General features: G+C 70.9%; 15 protein-coding genes. 12 read left to right on the top strand and 3 right to left on the bottom strand.

Translation table 11 applies throughout. The features are described from left to right. Positions 1–190: 190 nt before the first annotated feature. From FKN01_RS10335 to FKN01_RS10305, 6 genes are all read left to right on the top strand, one after another. Positions 191–1,468: a thymidine phosphorylase gene (locus tag FKN01_RS10335; RefSeq protein ID WP_143618775.1), complete on the top strand. Its 1,278-nt coding sequence runs from the start codon at positions 191–193 to the stop codon at positions 1,466–1,468. A 260-nt stretch (positions 1,469–1,728) separates the two neighbouring features. Continuing rightward, positions 1,729–2,325: a Uma2 family endonuclease gene (locus FKN01_RS10325; protein WP_143618771.1), complete on the top strand. Its 597-nt coding sequence runs from the start codon at positions 1,729–1,731 to the stop codon at positions 2,323–2,325. Positions 2,326–2,379: 54 nt separating this feature from the next. After that, entirely contained in the window at positions 2,380–2,682 is a 303-nt protein-coding gene (locus FKN01_RS10320; protein WP_143618769.1) for a lipid asymmetry maintenance protein MlaB, read from the top strand. Positions 2,683–3,005: 323 nt separating this feature from the next. Then, a complete protein-coding gene (locus tag FKN01_RS10315; protein WP_143618767.1) occupies positions 3,006–3,848 on the top strand; it encodes an FG-GAP and VCBS repeat-containing protein in 843 nt (280 codons plus the stop codon). 163 nt (positions 3,849–4,011) lie between these two features. Beyond that, positions 4,012–4,485 carry a DUF4265 domain-containing protein gene (locus FKN01_RS10310; RefSeq protein ID WP_143618765.1) on the top strand — a complete coding sequence of 158 codons (474 nt, stop codon included), beginning with the start codon at positions 4,012–4,014 and terminating at the stop codon, positions 4,483–4,485. A 281-nt stretch (positions 4,486–4,766) separates the two neighbouring features. Then, positions 4,767–5,327, top strand: a complete 561-nt coding sequence (locus FKN01_RS10305) for a DUF4265 domain-containing protein (protein ID WP_143618763.1) — start codon at positions 4,767–4,769, stop codon at positions 5,325–5,327. Positions 5,328–5,416: 89 nt separating this feature from the next. On the opposite strand, the gene FKN01_RS10300 is transcribed toward FKN01_RS10305, so the two are convergent. From FKN01_RS10300 to FKN01_RS10290, 3 genes are all read right to left on the bottom strand, one after another. Continuing rightward, entirely contained in the window at positions 5,417–6,433 is a 1,017-nt protein-coding gene (locus FKN01_RS10300) for a sigma-70 family RNA polymerase sigma factor (RefSeq protein WP_143618761.1), read from the bottom strand. A gap of 98 nt (positions 6,434–6,531) precedes the next feature. After that, positions 6,532–7,248: a L,D-transpeptidase gene (locus FKN01_RS10295; RefSeq protein ID WP_143618759.1), complete on the bottom strand. Its 717-nt coding sequence runs from the start codon at positions 7,246–7,248 to the stop codon at positions 6,532–6,534. Positions 7,249–7,351: 103 nt separating this feature from the next. Continuing rightward, on the bottom strand, positions 7,352–8,650 hold the full coding sequence (locus FKN01_RS10290; RefSeq protein ID WP_143618757.1) for an MFS transporter: 1,299 nt from the start codon (positions 8,648–8,650) through the stop codon (positions 7,352–7,354). A gap of 63 nt (positions 8,651–8,713) precedes the next feature. Between FKN01_RS10290 and FKN01_RS10285 the strand changes: the two genes are divergently transcribed. The 6 genes from FKN01_RS10285 to FKN01_RS10260 all read left to right on the top strand — a co-directional run bounded on the left by FKN01_RS10285 (position 8,714) and on the right by FKN01_RS10260 (position 15,203). After that, on the top strand, positions 8,714–9,667 hold the full coding sequence (locus FKN01_RS10285; RefSeq protein WP_143618755.1) for a LysR family transcriptional regulator: 954 nt from the start codon (positions 8,714–8,716) through the stop codon (positions 9,665–9,667). Between the two features lie 425 nt (positions 9,668–10,092). Beyond that, a complete protein-coding gene (gene casA, locus FKN01_RS10280) occupies positions 10,093–11,730 on the top strand; it encodes a type I-E CRISPR-associated protein Cse1/CasA (protein WP_260696839.1) in 1,638 nt (545 codons plus the stop codon). Beyond that, positions 11,727–12,296: a type I-E CRISPR-associated protein Cse2/CasB gene (casB, locus tag FKN01_RS10275; RefSeq protein WP_143618753.1), complete on the top strand. Its 570-nt coding sequence runs from the start codon at positions 11,727–11,729 to the stop codon at positions 12,294–12,296. Before casA ends, casB begins: the two co-directional genes overlap by 4 nt. Next, the gene (locus tag FKN01_RS10270) at positions 12,293–13,639 is read left to right on the top strand and encodes a type I-E CRISPR-associated protein Cas7/Cse4/CasC (RefSeq protein ID WP_143618751.1); all 1,347 of its coding nucleotides are present in this window, start codon (positions 12,293–12,295) and stop codon (positions 13,637–13,639) included. The genes casB and FKN01_RS10270 overlap by 4 nt, the downstream gene beginning before the upstream one ends. Continuing rightward, entirely contained in the window at positions 13,636–14,484 is an 849-nt protein-coding gene (gene cas5e / locus FKN01_RS10265) for a type I-E CRISPR-associated protein Cas5/CasD (protein ID WP_143618749.1), read from the top strand. The genes FKN01_RS10270 and cas5e overlap by 4 nt, the downstream gene beginning before the upstream one ends. After that, positions 14,481–15,203, top strand: coding sequence for a type I-E CRISPR-associated protein Cas6/Cse3/CasE (locus FKN01_RS10260; protein WP_143618747.1), 723 nt, complete (start codon positions 14,481–14,483; stop codon positions 15,201–15,203). The genes cas5e and FKN01_RS10260 overlap by 4 nt, the downstream gene beginning before the upstream one ends. Positions 15,204–15,317: the final 114 nt, after the last annotated feature.

The raw sequence follows: 15,317 nt of genomic DNA, 5'->3' as shown, positions 1-15,317 counted from the left end.
CCCCCCCCGCCGCCCCCCCCCCCCCCCCCGCCCGCCCCCCGGGCGGGCGCGCCCCGCCCCCCGCGCGCCCGGGCCCCGGGGGGGCCCCCCCCCCCCCCCCCCCCCCCCCGGCGCCTCTTCCCCCCTCTATGCGCGTAGAGTCAACAGGGCCCACGCGCACCGTACGTACCGGCCGGAAGGACGCCAGACCATGGACGCCATCTCCGTCATCCGCACCAAGCGGGACCGAGGCGAGCTGACCCCCGAGCAGATCGACTGGGTCATCGACGCGTACACCCGCGGCGAGGTCGCCGACGAGCAGATGTCCGCACTGGCCATGGCGATCCTGCTGAACGGCATGAACCGTACGGAGATCGCCCGCTGGACCGCCGCGATGATCGCCTCCGGCGAGCGGATGAACTTCCGTACGCTCTCCCGCCCGACCACGGACAAGCACTCCACCGGCGGCGTCGGCGACAAGATCACCCTGCCGCTCGCCCCGCTGGTCGCCGCCTGCGGCGCGGCCGTCCCCCAGCTCAGCGGCCGGGGCCTCGGCCACACCGGCGGCACCCTCGACAAGCTGGAGTCCATCCCCGGCTGGCGCGCCCGGCTGTCCAACGCCGAGATGCTGGACGTCCTCGACACCACCGGCGCGGTCATCTGCGCGGCGGGCGACGGCCTCGCGCCCGCCGACAAGAAGCTCTACGCGCTGCGCGACGTCACCGGCACCGTCGAGGCGATCCCGCTCATCGCCAGCTCGATCATGTCCAAGAAGATCGCCGAGGGCACCGGCGCCCTGGTCCTCGACGTCAAGGTCGGCTCCGGCGCCTTCATGAAGACCCTGGACGACGCCCGCGAGCTGGCCTCCACGATGGTCGCCCTCGGCACCGACAGCGGCGTCCGCACGGTCGCCCTGCTCACCGACATGTCCACCCCGCTGGGCCTCACCGCCGGAAACGCCCTGGAGGTCCGCGAGTCCGTCGAGGTCCTGGCCGGCGGCGGCCCCAAGGACGTCGTCGACCTCACCCTGGCCCTCGCCCGCGAGATGCTGGACGCGGCGGGCCTCAAGGACGCCGACCCGGAGAAGGCCCTGAGGGACGGCTCCGCGATGGACGTCTGGCGCCGCATGATCTCCGCCCAGGGCGGCGACCCCGACGCCGCGCTCCCGGTCGCCCGCGAGCAGCACGTCATCAAGGCCTCGTCCTCCGGCATCCTGACCCGCCTGGACGCCTACGACATCGGCGTAGCCGCCTGGCGCCTCGGTGCGGGCCGCGCCCGCAAGGAGGACCCGGTCCAGGCCGGCGCGGGCATCGAGCTCCACGCCAAGCCCGGCGACGCGATCACCGACGGCCAGCCGCTGCTGACGCTGCACACGGACACCCCGGAGAAGTTCGACTACGCCCTGAAGGCGCTCCCGGACGCGTACGACATCGAACCCGCGGGCACGCCGTACACGGCGACCCCGGTGGTGCGGGAACGTATCGCCTGACCTGCGGCTTCCCCATACGGGTGAACGGGACCGGTGGACTGCCGCCGGTCCCGTTCGGCATGCTGGACGGGGGTGTCTGACCCATCCCCGTGGAGGAAGGAGCGGCGTCTGGTGCGTGCGATCGCAAGGCGCCGGGAAGGCCTTGTAGCGGAGCTACCAGGGCTTTTCGGCAACGCCGCGAGCGTGCGTGCCAGGCGTCGCGACGCCGCGGGGATGGGTCAGACACCCCCTGGGCGACGCACCGATAAGAGGAGACCGCCATGAGCGCACTCACCGTCGATCCCGCGCCGGGCCCGGGACAGGGCCAGGAGTGGGACGACCTCGTCCGGATCTGGGAGGGGACGGACGCACCCGAGGGCTGCAAGGTGGAGATCATCGAGGGGATCGTCACTGTGTCGCCGCCACCGTCCAAGGACCACAATCTCACCGCAGCCCTGCTCCAGCGCAGGCTCTACTCCGTGATCCCGGAGGACTTGGAGATCTTCCAGACCCTGGGGGTCTCGGTCCCCGGCCGGGCCGGGCTGTACATCCCCGACCTCGTGGTCGTGCCCAGAGCCGTGGCGACCGGACCGGGCAACCGCGTCCCCGCCGAGGAAGCGCTGCTGGTCGTCGAGATCACGTCGCAGCACAACGCCAACCACGACCGCATCGGCAAGGTGCACGGCTACGCGAAGGCGGGCGTCGCGCTCTTCCTCCTGCTGGACCCGTGGCACTCGGGCCGCCCCACCGCCACGCTGTACGGGGAGCCGCAGGACGGCACGTACCGCCAGCTGGCCACGGTCGAGTACGGCGACAAGCTGGCCCTGCCCGACCCCTTCGGGCTGGACCTGGACACGGGCATCTTCCCGGTCAGCTGAGAAGGGCCGCCTCGGACGCGGTGAGTTCCGGCGCGGCCCCGGGTCTGCCAGGGTATGGAACCCCCGCCCCCGGCCGCGCTCATCGTCTCCGGCCGCCTCACCCGCGACGCCGTCCCCCGCCTCTGCGCCGACCTGGAAGCCCTCCTGCGCACGTCGCCGGACCCCACCACGGTGTACTGCGACCTGAGCGGCGTCGTCCACCCGGACCTGACGACGGTCGAGGCGATCGCCCGCCTCTCCCTGACAGCCCGCAGGACGGGCGCCCGCCGGCTGCGCCTGTGCGGGACCCCGCCGGAACTGCGGGTGCTGCTGGAGCTGGTGGGGCTGGAGGTGCCCCTCACGCAGGGTGACGGTTAGTTGACGAGCGAGTGCGCGCTTTCAGCCGACGGGTCCTGCGGGAAACAGGTCGGTCCCGTGGAGGTCCGCAAGCGTTTTCCGTCTACAACTATGCTTTCGCGGTGCACGATCGAAGCATCCTGGCTCCTCCGCTTCATCGCTTCTTTGTGCCCGCCTATGGCATCAGTGGCCTGTTCTTAGCGGTAGTAGCCCTTACATTCCGCAGGCGCCCATCGCGCTGCGTAACGAAAGGGGTTTGCTGCAAAAAGGGAGTCTCGGTAACTCCGCCGTCAATCGACCTTTTTCTGCTCGTAGCGGCTTCGGGCCCGGTGTTCACAGATGCCGTGCCGGCCGCTGCGGCGGCGTGCGCGGGTGTCGGCTCGGACTACAACGGTGACGGGCTGATCGACAACGTAGTCACGGACCCGCAGGCGACGGTATCCGGTGCCAAGGAAGCCGGCCTCATCCGGGTCATCTACGCGGGAGATGTGCCCGCTACGGAAATCTCGCAGGCCTCCCCGAACATGGGAGCGGTGGCACCCGAGCAGGGTGACCGCTTCGGATCGGCCATAGCCTGGACGGACTTCAACGGCGACGGCTGTACGGACCTCGCGGTGGGGACCCCGCGCGAGGACACCGGGGACGGCGGCACCGCGATCAAGGACGCCGGCATCCTGCACATCATCTACGGATCGCCCTCCGGGCTGGGGGCGGGCCAGGCGTCGGCGTTGTACAACCAGGCGACCTTCTCACCGGGTACGAGTGAGGCCGGTGACCTGTTCGGCTACGCCCTGCAGGCCGGCACCACCGCGTCCGGGCAGCCCTACCTCGCTGTGGGCGCCCCCGGCGAGAACGTCGCCGCGGACGGGGTCGGTCACCCCGGCGCCGGTGCCGTCGCTTACATGCAGGGCGGAACCACGGTCACGATCACGCAGGACAGCCCCGGTGTGCCCGAAGGAGTGGAGAGCGGCGACCAGTTCGGTGCCGCGCTGGCAGGGACCAACCGCTACTTCGCCGTCGGAGAACCGGGGGAGACCCTGGAAGATGCCGCTGCCACGGGCGGAGTCACAATCTTCAGCCACACACTCACCGAGGCATGCCCACCCCGCTCACCTGGATCGACCAGGGCGAAGGGCTCACCGGCGTCATCGAATCCGGTGACCGCTTCGGGTCCGCGCTGTCGATGACCAACTACCGCCCGTCGAACCCGTACCTACAACACAGATCCCAGCCCTCGGGCACGCTGCCTGTAACCTCAGCGCGAATAACCGAGGGGCGCCGGGTGCGGGTAGGTCGTGTGCTGACCGAGGTAGTTGTGGGGCGCCGTACGGAAGGAAGGACTAGGGAAGGGTGATTAGGGTGGAGCCGTCGGCGTTGCAACCGACTATCCGATTGCTGGCGGGCAAGAAGACTTCAGGTGAACCCGTTTTCGAAGAGGTTCCCGTCGAAGAACTGACTCCACCTGGTGAGTACCGGCTGTTGGCGTCGCCAGGTCTGGTCCTTGGTGTGGCGTGCGGCGACGTTGTCCGTGTGGACTCCACTACAGGAGAATTTGATGTTCTCCTCCGTGGAGGGAACCTTTGCATTCAGTTGTATGGGCCGCCACCTGTTGGCGATTCCGTAGCCCAGGCGATTGAGTCACTCGGCGGGTGGCGGGATGGGAGAGCATCAAAGCTCACCGTCTTCACCCTTCCGGCGGTGCGCGGTTTCAGCGAGGTGGAGAACGTCTTGAACTCCGTGGCCGAAGAGAATTCCGGGGTCGAGTGGTTCTATGGGAACGTGTACGAAAAGGATGGCGTGACGCCGCTGAACTGGTGGAAATGAGTCTTGAGGTAACGTCCCTGGTGGCGGTCCGGCAGGTGCTTCGGTGGGCCGCCACCAGGCTTCACTCAGGTCACATCAGAACTGAAATAAGGCTTGTTCCGGGGGGCTCAGAACTCCTAACGGAATGAGCTTCGAGGTGGTTGGATCGCTCCGGAAGTGGCGATCCGCGATCCGGGGGTGTGGGGTGGCTCGGCCGAAGCCGTGGCATGTCGACGACGCGCTGTGGGTGGTGATCGAACCGCTGCTACCGAAGGTTGAGTGCCGCACCCCGCTACCTTCGGATGCGCACTGATCTGCTGGCGACGCCTGAACACGCCCCGCTGCATCGAGGCCGCGGCGGTTGTTGCAGGATCTGGGAGTCGGGACCCAGCTCCGGGAGGCACCCCATCGCCATCATCCCGCACGAGGACCCGATCGGCCGGGGCCCCACCAACTACATGATCCACGCCGACCTGTCGGACCGGCAGGACGGCTGGCGCGAGCAGCTGTGGACCCGTCAGCTCACCGACGGCACGTTCGAGGTGGCCTGCCTGCCGTTCTTCACCTACGGAATCTGCTATCGCGACGTCGTGACCACAGACAGCAACCACCTGTTGACCAGGATCGTGCGCAAGTCCGGCCACCGGACCCTTCGCGTCGCACTCGTCGTGGAACATGCGGACCGAGACGAGGTACATGAGCTCCTGCATGGCAAGGCCGTCGACGTCGGCCTGCCACACGAGTGGCTTCAGGGCACCTACCTCGCGGTGGACCTCTCGCCCGGAACGGATGAGGCGTCCTTCGTCGAGGCGCTGGAACCCCTTGCTCAGGCCGGGGCCCTCCACTGGGAGATCGACTCCTGACGCGAAGCTCATTCCGTTAGGAGTTCTTCATTGGGTCAGTGACTGATCTGAAGGAAACGGTGTGCCCCCTCGCAGTCGGAACGCCACGGTCAGGCCGCCCCCAACCGCTCCGGGAACCCGAACAGCGGGAACCAGCGGTCCGCGTCCAGGAAGCAGTGCAGGCCCGTGACCGCGCCGTCCGTGATGTCGATGACCTGGAGCGCCCACGGGACGAAGCCCGGGCCTTCCGGGTCCGGCTTGTACTGGGCGAAGGCCGGGGCGCCGTTGGCGGAGGTCGCGAGGAGGCGGGAGCCCGCGCAGCTCGCGCCCAGGGACGTCATGAAGCCGGTGATGTCGTCGTGGCCCCGGAGCCACAGGTCGAACGGCGGCATCGTCATCACCGCGTCCTCGTGGAGGAGGGCGGTCAGCGCCTGCATGTCGTAGCCCTCGAACGCCGCCACGTACCGTTCGAGCAGGGCCGTCTGCTCCGCGTCCAGCGGGTCCGCCGCGTCGGCCGCCACCGACTCGTGGTCGGCCAAGGTCGCCCGGGCCCGCTGGAGGGCGCTGTTGACCGAGGCGACCGAGGTGCCGAGCAGCTCCGCGACCTCCGCCGCCTTCCACGCCAGCACCTCGCGCAGGATGAGCACCGCCCGCTGCTTCGGCGGCAGGTGCTGGAGCGCCGCGACGAACGCGAGGCGCACCGACTCGCGCGCCACCGCCGCCTCCGCCGGGTCGTCGGTCGTCGGGATGATCCGGCCGTCCGGCATCGGCTCCAGCCAGGCGTTCTCCGGCAGCGGATTGAGCGCCGCCTGGGCGAGCGGCGTCGGCCCGGTCAGATCGACCGGCCGGGCCCGCCGCTTGCCGGCGTTCAGCATGTCCAGGCAGACGTTGGTCGCGATGCGGTACAGCCAGGACCGCAGCGAGGACCGGCCCTCGAACTTGTCGAAGCCGCGCCAGGCCCGTACCAGCGTGTCCTGGACCGCGTCCTCCGCCTCGAACGCCGAGCCGAGCATCCGGTAGCAGTAACCGGTCAGCTCGACCCGGTGTCCTTCCAGACGGCTGTCGATGTCGCCCGGGGCGCCGGTGCCCGTGCCGGGACCCGCTGCCGCCGCTGTCAGTTCAGTCATCGCCGATCCACCCTGTCGTGCCGTGACACCGCTCACTTCGTCCAGCACTTCGGAAGCTACAGCGGGGCACTGACAACGGGGCGGGCGAGCGGCAGCCGTCAGGTCCCCGGCTTGCGGCCGTACACGTAGACGTCGTCGCCGTTCTTCAACAGATTCCAGTATGACTTCGCGTCCGAGGTGCGCATGTTGACGCAGCCGTGCGATCCCGGCGGATTCCACATCTTCACGCCGACCGCGTGGAACGCCTGGCCGCCGTCGAAGAACTGCGAGTACGGCATGGCCACGTGGTAGATCGACGACACGTGGTTCTTGTGACGCCAGTAGATCTTCTTGGCGCCCGTCCGCGTCTCGTACTTGTCCCGCCCCGTCCGCACCGGCACCGGCCCGAACTTCAGCTTCTTGCCGTCCTGGATCCAGCTGATCTGCCGCGTCAGGTCGACGCAGGCGATGCGCCCCTTGTTGGTCGGGCACTTCCCGGCCTTGTTCGGGTTCTTGCCGGCCGCCTTCTGCGCGGTGAGCGTCTGCATCGTGCGCCAGGTGACCGGTCCCGCGTAACCGATGGTCGGAGTGACGCCGTAGGTGCTCTGGAACGACCGGATCTTCTTGCAGTCCGCCGCCGACTGCCTGCCGTCCACCTTCAGGTGCAGGTACTTCTCGACCTGCTTCTGGTACGGGCCCGTGGACGTCGTGCAGGACGCAGCCTGCGCGGCCGTGCCCGTACCGAGGACGAACGCCGGTATCGCGGTCAGACCCGCGACGGACATGACGAGCCCCCTTCGCACCCGTACGCCCGCAATGCCCCTTATATCCCGCATGTTCTTCCTGACTCCCATGTACGCCAACTCCCCTTCGCGCGCACCGCGGTGATTCCGCCTGCTAGATGCGCGAAGGGGAGCGGTTGGTTGTGCGCCGAATGTCTCAGTTCTGTACGGGCGCCACGGCGGCGGGCCGCAGCCGTTCGGCGCGGGCGGCCCGCGTCCCGTACAGCGTGATGGATACGACTCCGAGGACCGCGAGCAGACCCAGCGCGACCGTGCCCGCCCAGCCGCCGGCGTGGAAGGCTACCGCGCCGAGCGTGCCGCCCGCGCTGGAGCCGAGGTAGTACGCCGACTGGTACAGCGCCGAAGCCTGGGCGCGGCCCGTCGTCGCCGTACGGCTCACCGAGGACGAGGCGACGGCGTGCCCGGCGAAGAAGCCGGCCGTGATCAGGACCAGGCCGAGGAGCACGGCGGCCAGCGCGTCGCCCAGCGAGAGCAGCAGCCCGGCGGCCGTGGTCGAGACCGCGAGGTACAGCGCGCCCCGCCGCCCCAGCCGGCCGACCAACCGTCCGGCGGCGGCGGAGGAGACCGTACCGACCAGGTACACGAGGAAGATCGAACCGACGATGCCCTGCGGCAGGTTGAACGGGGCTTCGACCAGCCGGTACCCGATGACCGTGTACACGGCCCCGAACACCGTCATGAACAGCGCGCCGATCGCGTACAGCCGCCGCAGCAGCGGGTTCGCGAGGTGCGAACCGACGGTACGCGCGAGCGCCTTCGGGTTCAGCGTCCCGGGGGTGAAGTTCCGGGCGCGCGGGATCATGAAGTGGAAGACGACCGCGCAGGCCACGGCCAGCAGCCCGACCGCGCCGACCGCCGCCCGCCAGCCCCACAGCTGCGCGATCCAGCCGGTGAGGATGCGGCCGCTCATCCCGCCGATGCTGTTGCCGGCCACGAACAGCCCGATCGCGGCGACGAGCGCCTTGGGCCGCACCTCCTCCGCCAGGTACGCCATCGCGGAGGCGGGCAGTCCGGCCAGCGCGGCGCCCTGGACCGCGCGCAGCGCGATCAGCCAGCCCAGCGAGGGGGCGAACGGAACGAACAGGCCGACCGTCACCGCGACCACCAGCGAGGCGGTCATCATCTGCCGCCGCCCGAACCGCTCGGACAGCGCGCTCAGCGGCAGCACGCACAGCGCCAGCGCCCCGGTCGCGGCGGACACCGTCCAGCTCGCCTGTCCGGCCGTCGCGCCGAAGGACGCGGAGACGGCGGGCAGCAGCGCCTGCGTGGAGTAGAGGAGCGCGAAGGTCGCGACACCGGCGGCGAAGAGGGCGAAGCTCATCCGGCGGTAGCCGGGGCGCCCGGGTTCGAGGCGGTCGGTGGTGTCGGCGACGGGGGACGACTGGGTCGAGGCGGCCACGGTGAGGGTGGACGCCCCGGTACTGGCAGGAGGCATGCAGGGAACGTATGCCGCAGGCGATTCATGCGTCCAATGCACAAACAGCGAATAATCAATCCCATGGCGCATCAACGCAGCTCACAGCCCCGGCTGTCACCGAGCAGTTACGAAGAAGACATCCGCGCGGTCCTCGCACCGCGGCTCGCGTACTTCGAGGCGGTGGCCCGGCACGAACACGTCACCCGCGCCGCGCAGGAACTCGGCGTCCCGCAGTCCACGCTCTCCCGGGCGATGGTGCGGCTGGAGGACGACCTGGGCGTCGCCCTGTTCGCGCGCAAGGGCCGCACGGTCTCCCTGACCCCCGCCGGCCGCACTTTCCTCGGCTCGGCCGAGCGCGCCCTCGCGGAGGTGGAGAAGGCCGCCGACTCGGTACGCGCCGACGCCGACCCCACCGCGGGCAAGGTGGCCTTCGGCTTTCTCCACACGATGGGCTCCGAAACCGTCCCCGCCCTCATCCGCGCCTTCCGGGCCGACCACCCCCGGGTCCGCTTCCAGCTCGTCCAGAACTACGGCGAGGCCATGATCGAACGCCTCCGTGCCGGCGGCCTCGACCTCTGCCTCACCTCCCCGGTCCCGGACGCCCCCGACCTGGTCACCCGCCGCCTCGACGAACAACGCCTCCGCCTGGTCGTCCCCGACGACCACCCCCTCGCCACCCGCCGCCGCATCCGCCTGGCCGAAGCCGCCGATGAAACGTTCGTCACCCTCGAACCCGGCTACGGCCTCCGCCGCATCACGGACGACCTCTGCGCCCAGGCCGGCTTCGTCCCCCGCGTCGCCTTCGAGGGCGAGGAGGCGGAGACCCTGCGCGGCCTGGTCGCGGCGGGCCTGGGCGTGGCCCTCCTCCCACCTCCGGCGGTGGCCCGCCCGGGCGTGGTGGAGCTGACGGTGACGGCGCCGCGCGCGGTGCGCGAGATCGGCGTGGCCTGGCTGGACGGCCACCCGGACACGGCCCCGGTGGCGGCGTTCAAACGGTTCCTGCTGGGGCGGCGGGGGAGTTTGCTGCCGGGGTGAGGGGGTCTCCGGCGCGGGCGCCGGTTCCTCGGCGAGCGCGAGGGCGGTGCGGCCCTCGTCCGTCACGCCCAGGGCCGGCCGGCGGCCGTCGGCATGCCCGCTGCGGATGGTTCACAGCGGGCGGTGCGTACGGAGACCGACGGCGGGGAGGTGGGCGGGGGACGTCGCCCGCGCAGTGGAAGCTGTGCCCCGGCGACCAGCCCGCAGTCGTCGCGGCGGCATCGCCGCGCGCGTGCGGGGAGCAGGCTGGTCCGGGGAATCGGAACGGCTCTCGTGGGGGTCGGCCCCGCGCGTGCGGGGAGTCATGCGCCTCGGGCGGCAACTGGACCGTCGCGCAAGCTCGTTGAGGATGTCCCAAACCTCGAACCGCGCGGGCGTCCGGCTGCTAGCGTCCTGTCTCGTTCGAGCAGGGAACCGTTAAGAGCATGAGGAGACGGTGGAGCGTGGCCGGATCAAGTGCCTTGTCCGAGACGGACTTACGACCCCGATGGGACCCCCGGCAATCGCCCTGCGTTCCGGTCCTGACCCTGGACGGCCGGCTCGTGGAACTGAGCCTGGTGGAGCTGTTCCACGATGCCGATGACCTCCGGAGTCTGGAAGGCGGCACGCCGGGGGAGAGGGTCGCCGTCATCGAGTTCCTGCTGGCCATCTGCTACGCCTCCGGTACGTATCCGGAGTCGGCCGCGCAGTGGCCCGCCTGGGTGGACCGGAAGGACGCGCTCCGGCCCGTCGCCGACTGGCTCGCCCAGCGCCCGGAGGGCGAGGTCTGGGATCTTTTCCACCCCGAGGAACCCCTGGGGCAGAACGCGCTGCTGCGCCCGTACATCGAGGAGCACGGGGCGGGTCCGGCGCAGCTGGTGATCGAGCGGGTGGGCGACTACAACCAGTTCTTCGACCACCACCACCTGGAGCACCCGGCTCCGCTCCCGGTCGCCGAGGCGTTCCGGGCCATGCTCACCCAGCACGTGTACGGTCCGGCCGGACGCGCCCGGGTCTCCGGCAAGAAGACGCTCGGGCCGACCCTCACCAACCTCGCTGCCACCCGCCTCGGCACACGCATTCGCGTGATCGCCCTCGGGGACACCCTCGGCGAGACGCTGCGCCTCAACCTCGCCCCGGTCCCGGGTCCGCCCGGCGAACTGAATCGCACGTGGACCAGGGGCAAGGAGCGCCGAGGGTTCACCGCCAAGCCGAGCGGCCGGGCGGTCACCGGTCCGGCCGATCTGCACAGCTGCCTCGGCCGGTCGGTCCTTCTGCGCCCCACCCGCACCGGGGACCACGTGGACCGGGTGCTCCTCGGGGCGGGCGAACTGCTCGCACTGAGTGAGGAGCATCTGCAGGACGCCGTTTACGCGAAGCGGGCCGACGGAATCAGGAAGCCGCTGTGGGCCTCCGCGACCCGGGCCGTCTGGCGGGAGGCGCACGCCCTCTACGCCGCAGTGGCCGAAGCGCGGTCGCACCCGGCGGGCGGCAACGACGGGGGCACCCTGTACCGGCGGCTCGCGCTCTTCCCGGCCCAGGACGTCGCGCCCGAGCCCGGACAGCAGCCCGCACGTCGCATCGACCTGTGGGCGGTAGGGCTGGTGGCCAGGCAGACCACGGCCATCGCCTGGGTCGACGGCGTCTTCCCGTTCGCGCCGGGCCTTGAGGCCAGGCTGTACACGGCTTCCCGCGAGGGTTCGGAGATCGCCGAGTACGTGGCGTCCGCTCTGTCCAAGGCGGCCTACGCGGCTTGGACCGTGGCGTACCCGAATCCCAAGCCTGCAGACAAGGCCGCCCAGCTCGACCGCTTCGACGCCCGCGCCCAGCACTGGGCGGCGACCCGGGAGCCGTTCGATCTGCTGATGGAGGAAACGACGCTGGGCGAGGACGTCCACGCCTCCCTGCGCGAGTACGCCGCCACCGTCACCGCCGCCGCCCGCCAGTTCCTCGCCGAACGCCTCGACGCGCTGCCCAGAAGCGCGCAGGGGGCGAAGACCCGGGCAGTCGCGCTGAGGCGGTTCGACGCCGAGCTGAGCGCGCCGAAAGCCCCGGCCGAAATCCGAGGGGGAGGAACGACATGACCACCCGCACGGGCGCCGACGCCCGCACCAGCGAGAGCGGCGCCGCGCTCACGGCCTGGCTCGCCAGCTTGGTCCACAACAACGACTACGCGAGCCTCGCCGAACTGCGACGCCCCCGCGCCCAGCGGGAGCCCCAGTTCCGGGCCCTCTGGTACAGCCCGACCGAGGCTCAGCACGAGATCTACAGCCAGGTCGCCTTCCTTTTCGCGGTGTACCACCAGGGCCGGCCGAAGCCCGACTTCGGGTACGGCAGTCTCGGCGAAGCGGCCCGCCGTATCGGTGGGGCGGCCGGACGCGGTCCCGACGATCCCGGCGCGGCCCGGCTCGTGGACCGCATCGTGTCCAGCCGCCGTATCCCGTGGCGCCATCTGCAGCATGCCGTCGCACGCCTGCGCTCCTGCGACCGGCATCCGCCGTCCTGGGCGCGGCTCGTGGACGACCTCTCCCTGTGGCACGACCGCAAGGCCCGCATCTCCTACGAGTGGGGCGCGGCCTTCTACATGCCGCCCGCCCGGACCGCCCCGTCGACTGCCGCCGCCGACCTCGAGAAGGACTCCCTCGCATGACCAGCAACGCCGCATCCTCCGGCAGCCAGTTCCTCTCCCTGCACCTTCTGGAGACGCTGGTGGCCGTTCTGCCCGTGCGTGACGAGAACGGGGCGCCCAAATCGATCGTGTACGGCGGCTATGAACGCCACATGATCACGAGTCAGGCGCGGCGCAGGGCCGAACGCGTCCACACCCGCAACCGGGCCAACGCGGGTGTCGGCGCCCTGGCCGGCCACCGCACCGGTGTCCGGACCCGTGAGTGGGCGCTCACCACCGCGCGCGAACTGGTCTCCGCGCACGGCTGGGAGTGGGACGAGGCCGTCCGTACCGCCCGCGCCGTCATCGAGGCTACGGGCCTGAGATTCGGGGACCCCGCCAAGAAGACCGTCGCCAATCTGACCAAGGTGCTGCTGTTCGCCCCCGAGGACGCGGGCACACGCATCGCCGCCCACATCGAGGAGCAGGCCGCGACGCTCCGGCCCTGGACCGAGGAGTACGTGACGGCGCAGACCGCCGCCGCCAAGGCGAAGAAGGGCGCCCGCAAGGGCGCCGTCCAGGACGAGCCGGTCGAGGGCACGGACACCTCGGCGGCCGACGCGAAGCTGCCCGTGCTGCCCGGCCCGACCCGGGCGGCGGTCCTCACCGCGCTCGCCCCGCGCGACGCCGTCGACATCGCGCTGTACGGACGCTTCCTCGCCGAGATCGCGGACTCCCCGAACGTCGACGGTGCCGTGCAGAGCAGCCACGCCTTCACGGTGCACGAGGCGGAGCAGGTGGACGACTTCTACGCCGCCGCCGACGACGCGAAGCTGGACCGCAAGGCCAACGCGCTGGACTTCATCGATGCGGCGGACGACGCCGGGGCGGGCATGACCGGCTACCAGTCCCTGATCACCGGCACGTTCTACCGGCACGCCGTCCTCGACCGCGTCAAGCTGCGCAACAACCTCCGCGCGGCGGGGATGTCCGCCGAGGAGGCGGAGGAGGCGTCCGTCGCGGCCGAGGCCGAGTTCGTCACCGCCTTCATCGACGCCTTCCCCGAGGCGAAGAAGAACTCGACCGCCTCCACCGGTTCGCTGCCCGCCCTCGTCCTCGCCTTCGAGGGTGAGCGCCCCTACAACTACGCGGCCGCTTTCCAGGCACCCATCGACGAGAACCCGGTCGACAAGGACGGCGAGGGACCCGCGGGACCGGCCGCGGTGCGGCGGCTGCTGAAGCACCACGCCTTCGTCAGCCGCCGTCGTCCCGACATCAGGACCGGCCGTGTCCTCACCTACGATCCCCGGATCGACGAACTCCTCGGCACCCTTGAGGACACCGGCGCCCTCGCCGTCACCTCGGCCGAGGAGCTGACGGCGTGACCACGCACGTCTTGCTCGTACGGCTCGCCGCGCCCCTCCAGTCCTGGGGGGTGGCGTCCCGGTTCTCGCACCGAGACACCCATGCCCGCCCCACCAAATCGGCGGTCATCGGCATGTGTGCGGCAGCCCTCGGCCGGGAACGCACCGACCCTGTGGACGACCTGGCCGCGCTCGTCTTCGGCGTACGCGCCGACCATCCCGGGACACCTGTGCGCGACTACCACACGGTCGGCGCGGGCCGGTTTCCGCTGCGGCCCCGGGACATCATCACCGACCACCGTCGGGCCGCGGCCGTCGCCGCGAGCATGGAGGCGGCCGACGGCGAGGGCTTCGGGCACCACGAACTGGCGGGCTGGTACGGGGCGCCGAAGAAGATCACCGCCGATCCCGTCTCTGGGGCGCTCGTATCGGCCGAGCTGTCGCGTACGGCGATGATCACCGAGCGCTGGTATCTGTCGGACGCCGCGTTCGTCGTCGGTCTCCAGCACGAGGAACGGGCGCTGCTGGAGACCATCGCGTACGCCCTCGAACACCCGAAGCGGCTGCTGTGGCTCGGCAGGAAGTCCTGCCCGCCCTCCGGCACCCTCGCCGCGGAAATCCTGCCCGGCACGATCGCCACCGCGTTCACGGGCAAGCTCCTGCTTCCCGGGCCCGAGGGACCCGACACCTCGGGGCGTCGTCCCTGGGCCTGGATCCAGGCTCCGCCGGGCACCCGGGGCGCGCTCCAGGTCAACGACCAGCCGGTCAGCTTCGACCCGGACCGGCGGGCCCATGTCACCCGCTGGGAGACCCGTACGCGCATCACCATCGCACCGACCGCAACCGGATGGGACATCATCCCGTGAAGAGCCCCGGGGCCTCGACGGCCCGTTTCGTCGCCACCCACTCCGTTCTCTCCCTGAACGCCCGCCACCCCTTGGTGGCCAAGTCCCTGGTCGACGCCCAGGAGATGCACCGCACGGTGATGAGCGGCTTCCGGGGCTGGGTCGAGGACGGGGCGCCCGAGGCGCGCGCCCAGATGGGCGTCCTGTCCACCTGGTCGGTGGACCTGAAGGCGGGGGCCCTCGTCCTGGTCGTCCAGTCCCGGGTCCCGGGCGACTGGACCCGCATCCCCCGCGAAGCCTTGACGACGGCACCGCACATCATCACCGTCGACCGCACCTTCGAGCGGGGCGACACCTTCGGCTTCCGCGCGGTCGTGAACCCCACACGCAGCAGGCCGTCGGGCCGCCCACCCGCTGAGAAGGTGCGTGGCACCCGTACCGCCCACACCACCCCGGAACACGTGAAGCGCTGGTTCGCCCGCCGCCTCCAGGCCGTCGACGAGCCCCCGGCCGCCGAGGACGGCGTCACCCGCATCGGCGCGACGGCGGACCCGGAGACCCTGGGCATCCGCATGCTGCCGACGGTGTCCAGCGCCCACCGCTCCAAACCCGTCCGCATCGGCCGTGCCGAAATCCGCGGCACCCTGACGGTCACCGCTCCGGAAACCCTGGTGGCGTCCCTGTCGAACGGCCTGGGCCATGCCCGGGCGTACAGCTGCGGGCTGATATTGGCGCGTTGACCGGCGGAGAGCATCCCCGCGCACGCGGGGGCCAAGGAGGCGCTGCTCCTAACGGGGGTCATCCCCCGCGCCTGCGGGGAACCTCCGGCAAGGGCAGAGAGTAGGCCCTTGGCC

This window comes from Streptomyces sp. 130 (assembly GCF_007096885.1).
In the GTDB taxonomy this organism is placed as follows: domain Bacteria; phylum Actinomycetota; class Actinomycetes; order Streptomycetales; family Streptomycetaceae; genus Streptomyces.
This window is presented reverse-complemented; position numbering and strand designations above follow the sequence as displayed.

What these genes read in the sequence shown, in the direction of transcription:
- FKN01_RS10285 (WP_143618755.1), top strand. Translation starts at nt 8,714, where the DNA reads ATGGCGCATCAACGCAGCTCACAGCCCCGGCTGTCACCGAGCAGTTAC.
- FKN01_RS10290 (WP_143618757.1), bottom strand. Translation starts at nt 8,650, where the DNA reads ATGCCTCCTGCCAGTACCGGGGCGTCCACCCTCACCGTGGCCGCCTCG.
- FKN01_RS10305 (WP_143618763.1), top strand. Translation starts at nt 4,767, where the DNA reads ATGCGCACTGATCTGCTGGCGACGCCTGAACACGCCCCGCTGCATCGA.
- FKN01_RS10335 (WP_143618775.1), top strand. Translation starts at nt 191, where the DNA reads ATGGACGCCATCTCCGTCATCCGCACCAAGCGGGACCGAGGCGAGCTG.
- FKN01_RS10325 (WP_143618771.1), top strand. Translation starts at nt 1,729, where the DNA reads ATGAGCGCACTCACCGTCGATCCCGCGCCGGGCCCGGGACAGGGCCAG.
- FKN01_RS10295 (WP_143618759.1), bottom strand. Translation starts at nt 7,248, where the DNA reads ATGCGGGATATAAGGGGCATTGCGGGCGTACGGGTGCGAAGGGGGCTC.
- FKN01_RS10300 (WP_143618761.1), bottom strand. Translation starts at nt 6,433, where the DNA reads ATGACTGAACTGACAGCGGCGGCAGCGGGTCCCGGCACGGGCACCGGC.
- casB (WP_143618753.1), top strand. Translation starts at nt 11,727, where the DNA reads ATGACCACCCGCACGGGCGCCGACGCCCGCACCAGCGAGAGCGGCGCC.
- FKN01_RS10320 (WP_143618769.1), top strand. Translation starts at nt 2,380, where the DNA reads ATGGAACCCCCGCCCCCGGCCGCGCTCATCGTCTCCGGCCGCCTCACC.
- FKN01_RS10270 (WP_143618751.1), top strand. Translation starts at nt 12,293, where the DNA reads ATGACCAGCAACGCCGCATCCTCCGGCAGCCAGTTCCTCTCCCTGCAC.
- casA (WP_260696839.1), top strand. Translation starts at nt 10,093, where the DNA reads ATGAGGAGACGGTGGAGCGTGGCCGGATCAAGTGCCTTGTCCGAGACG.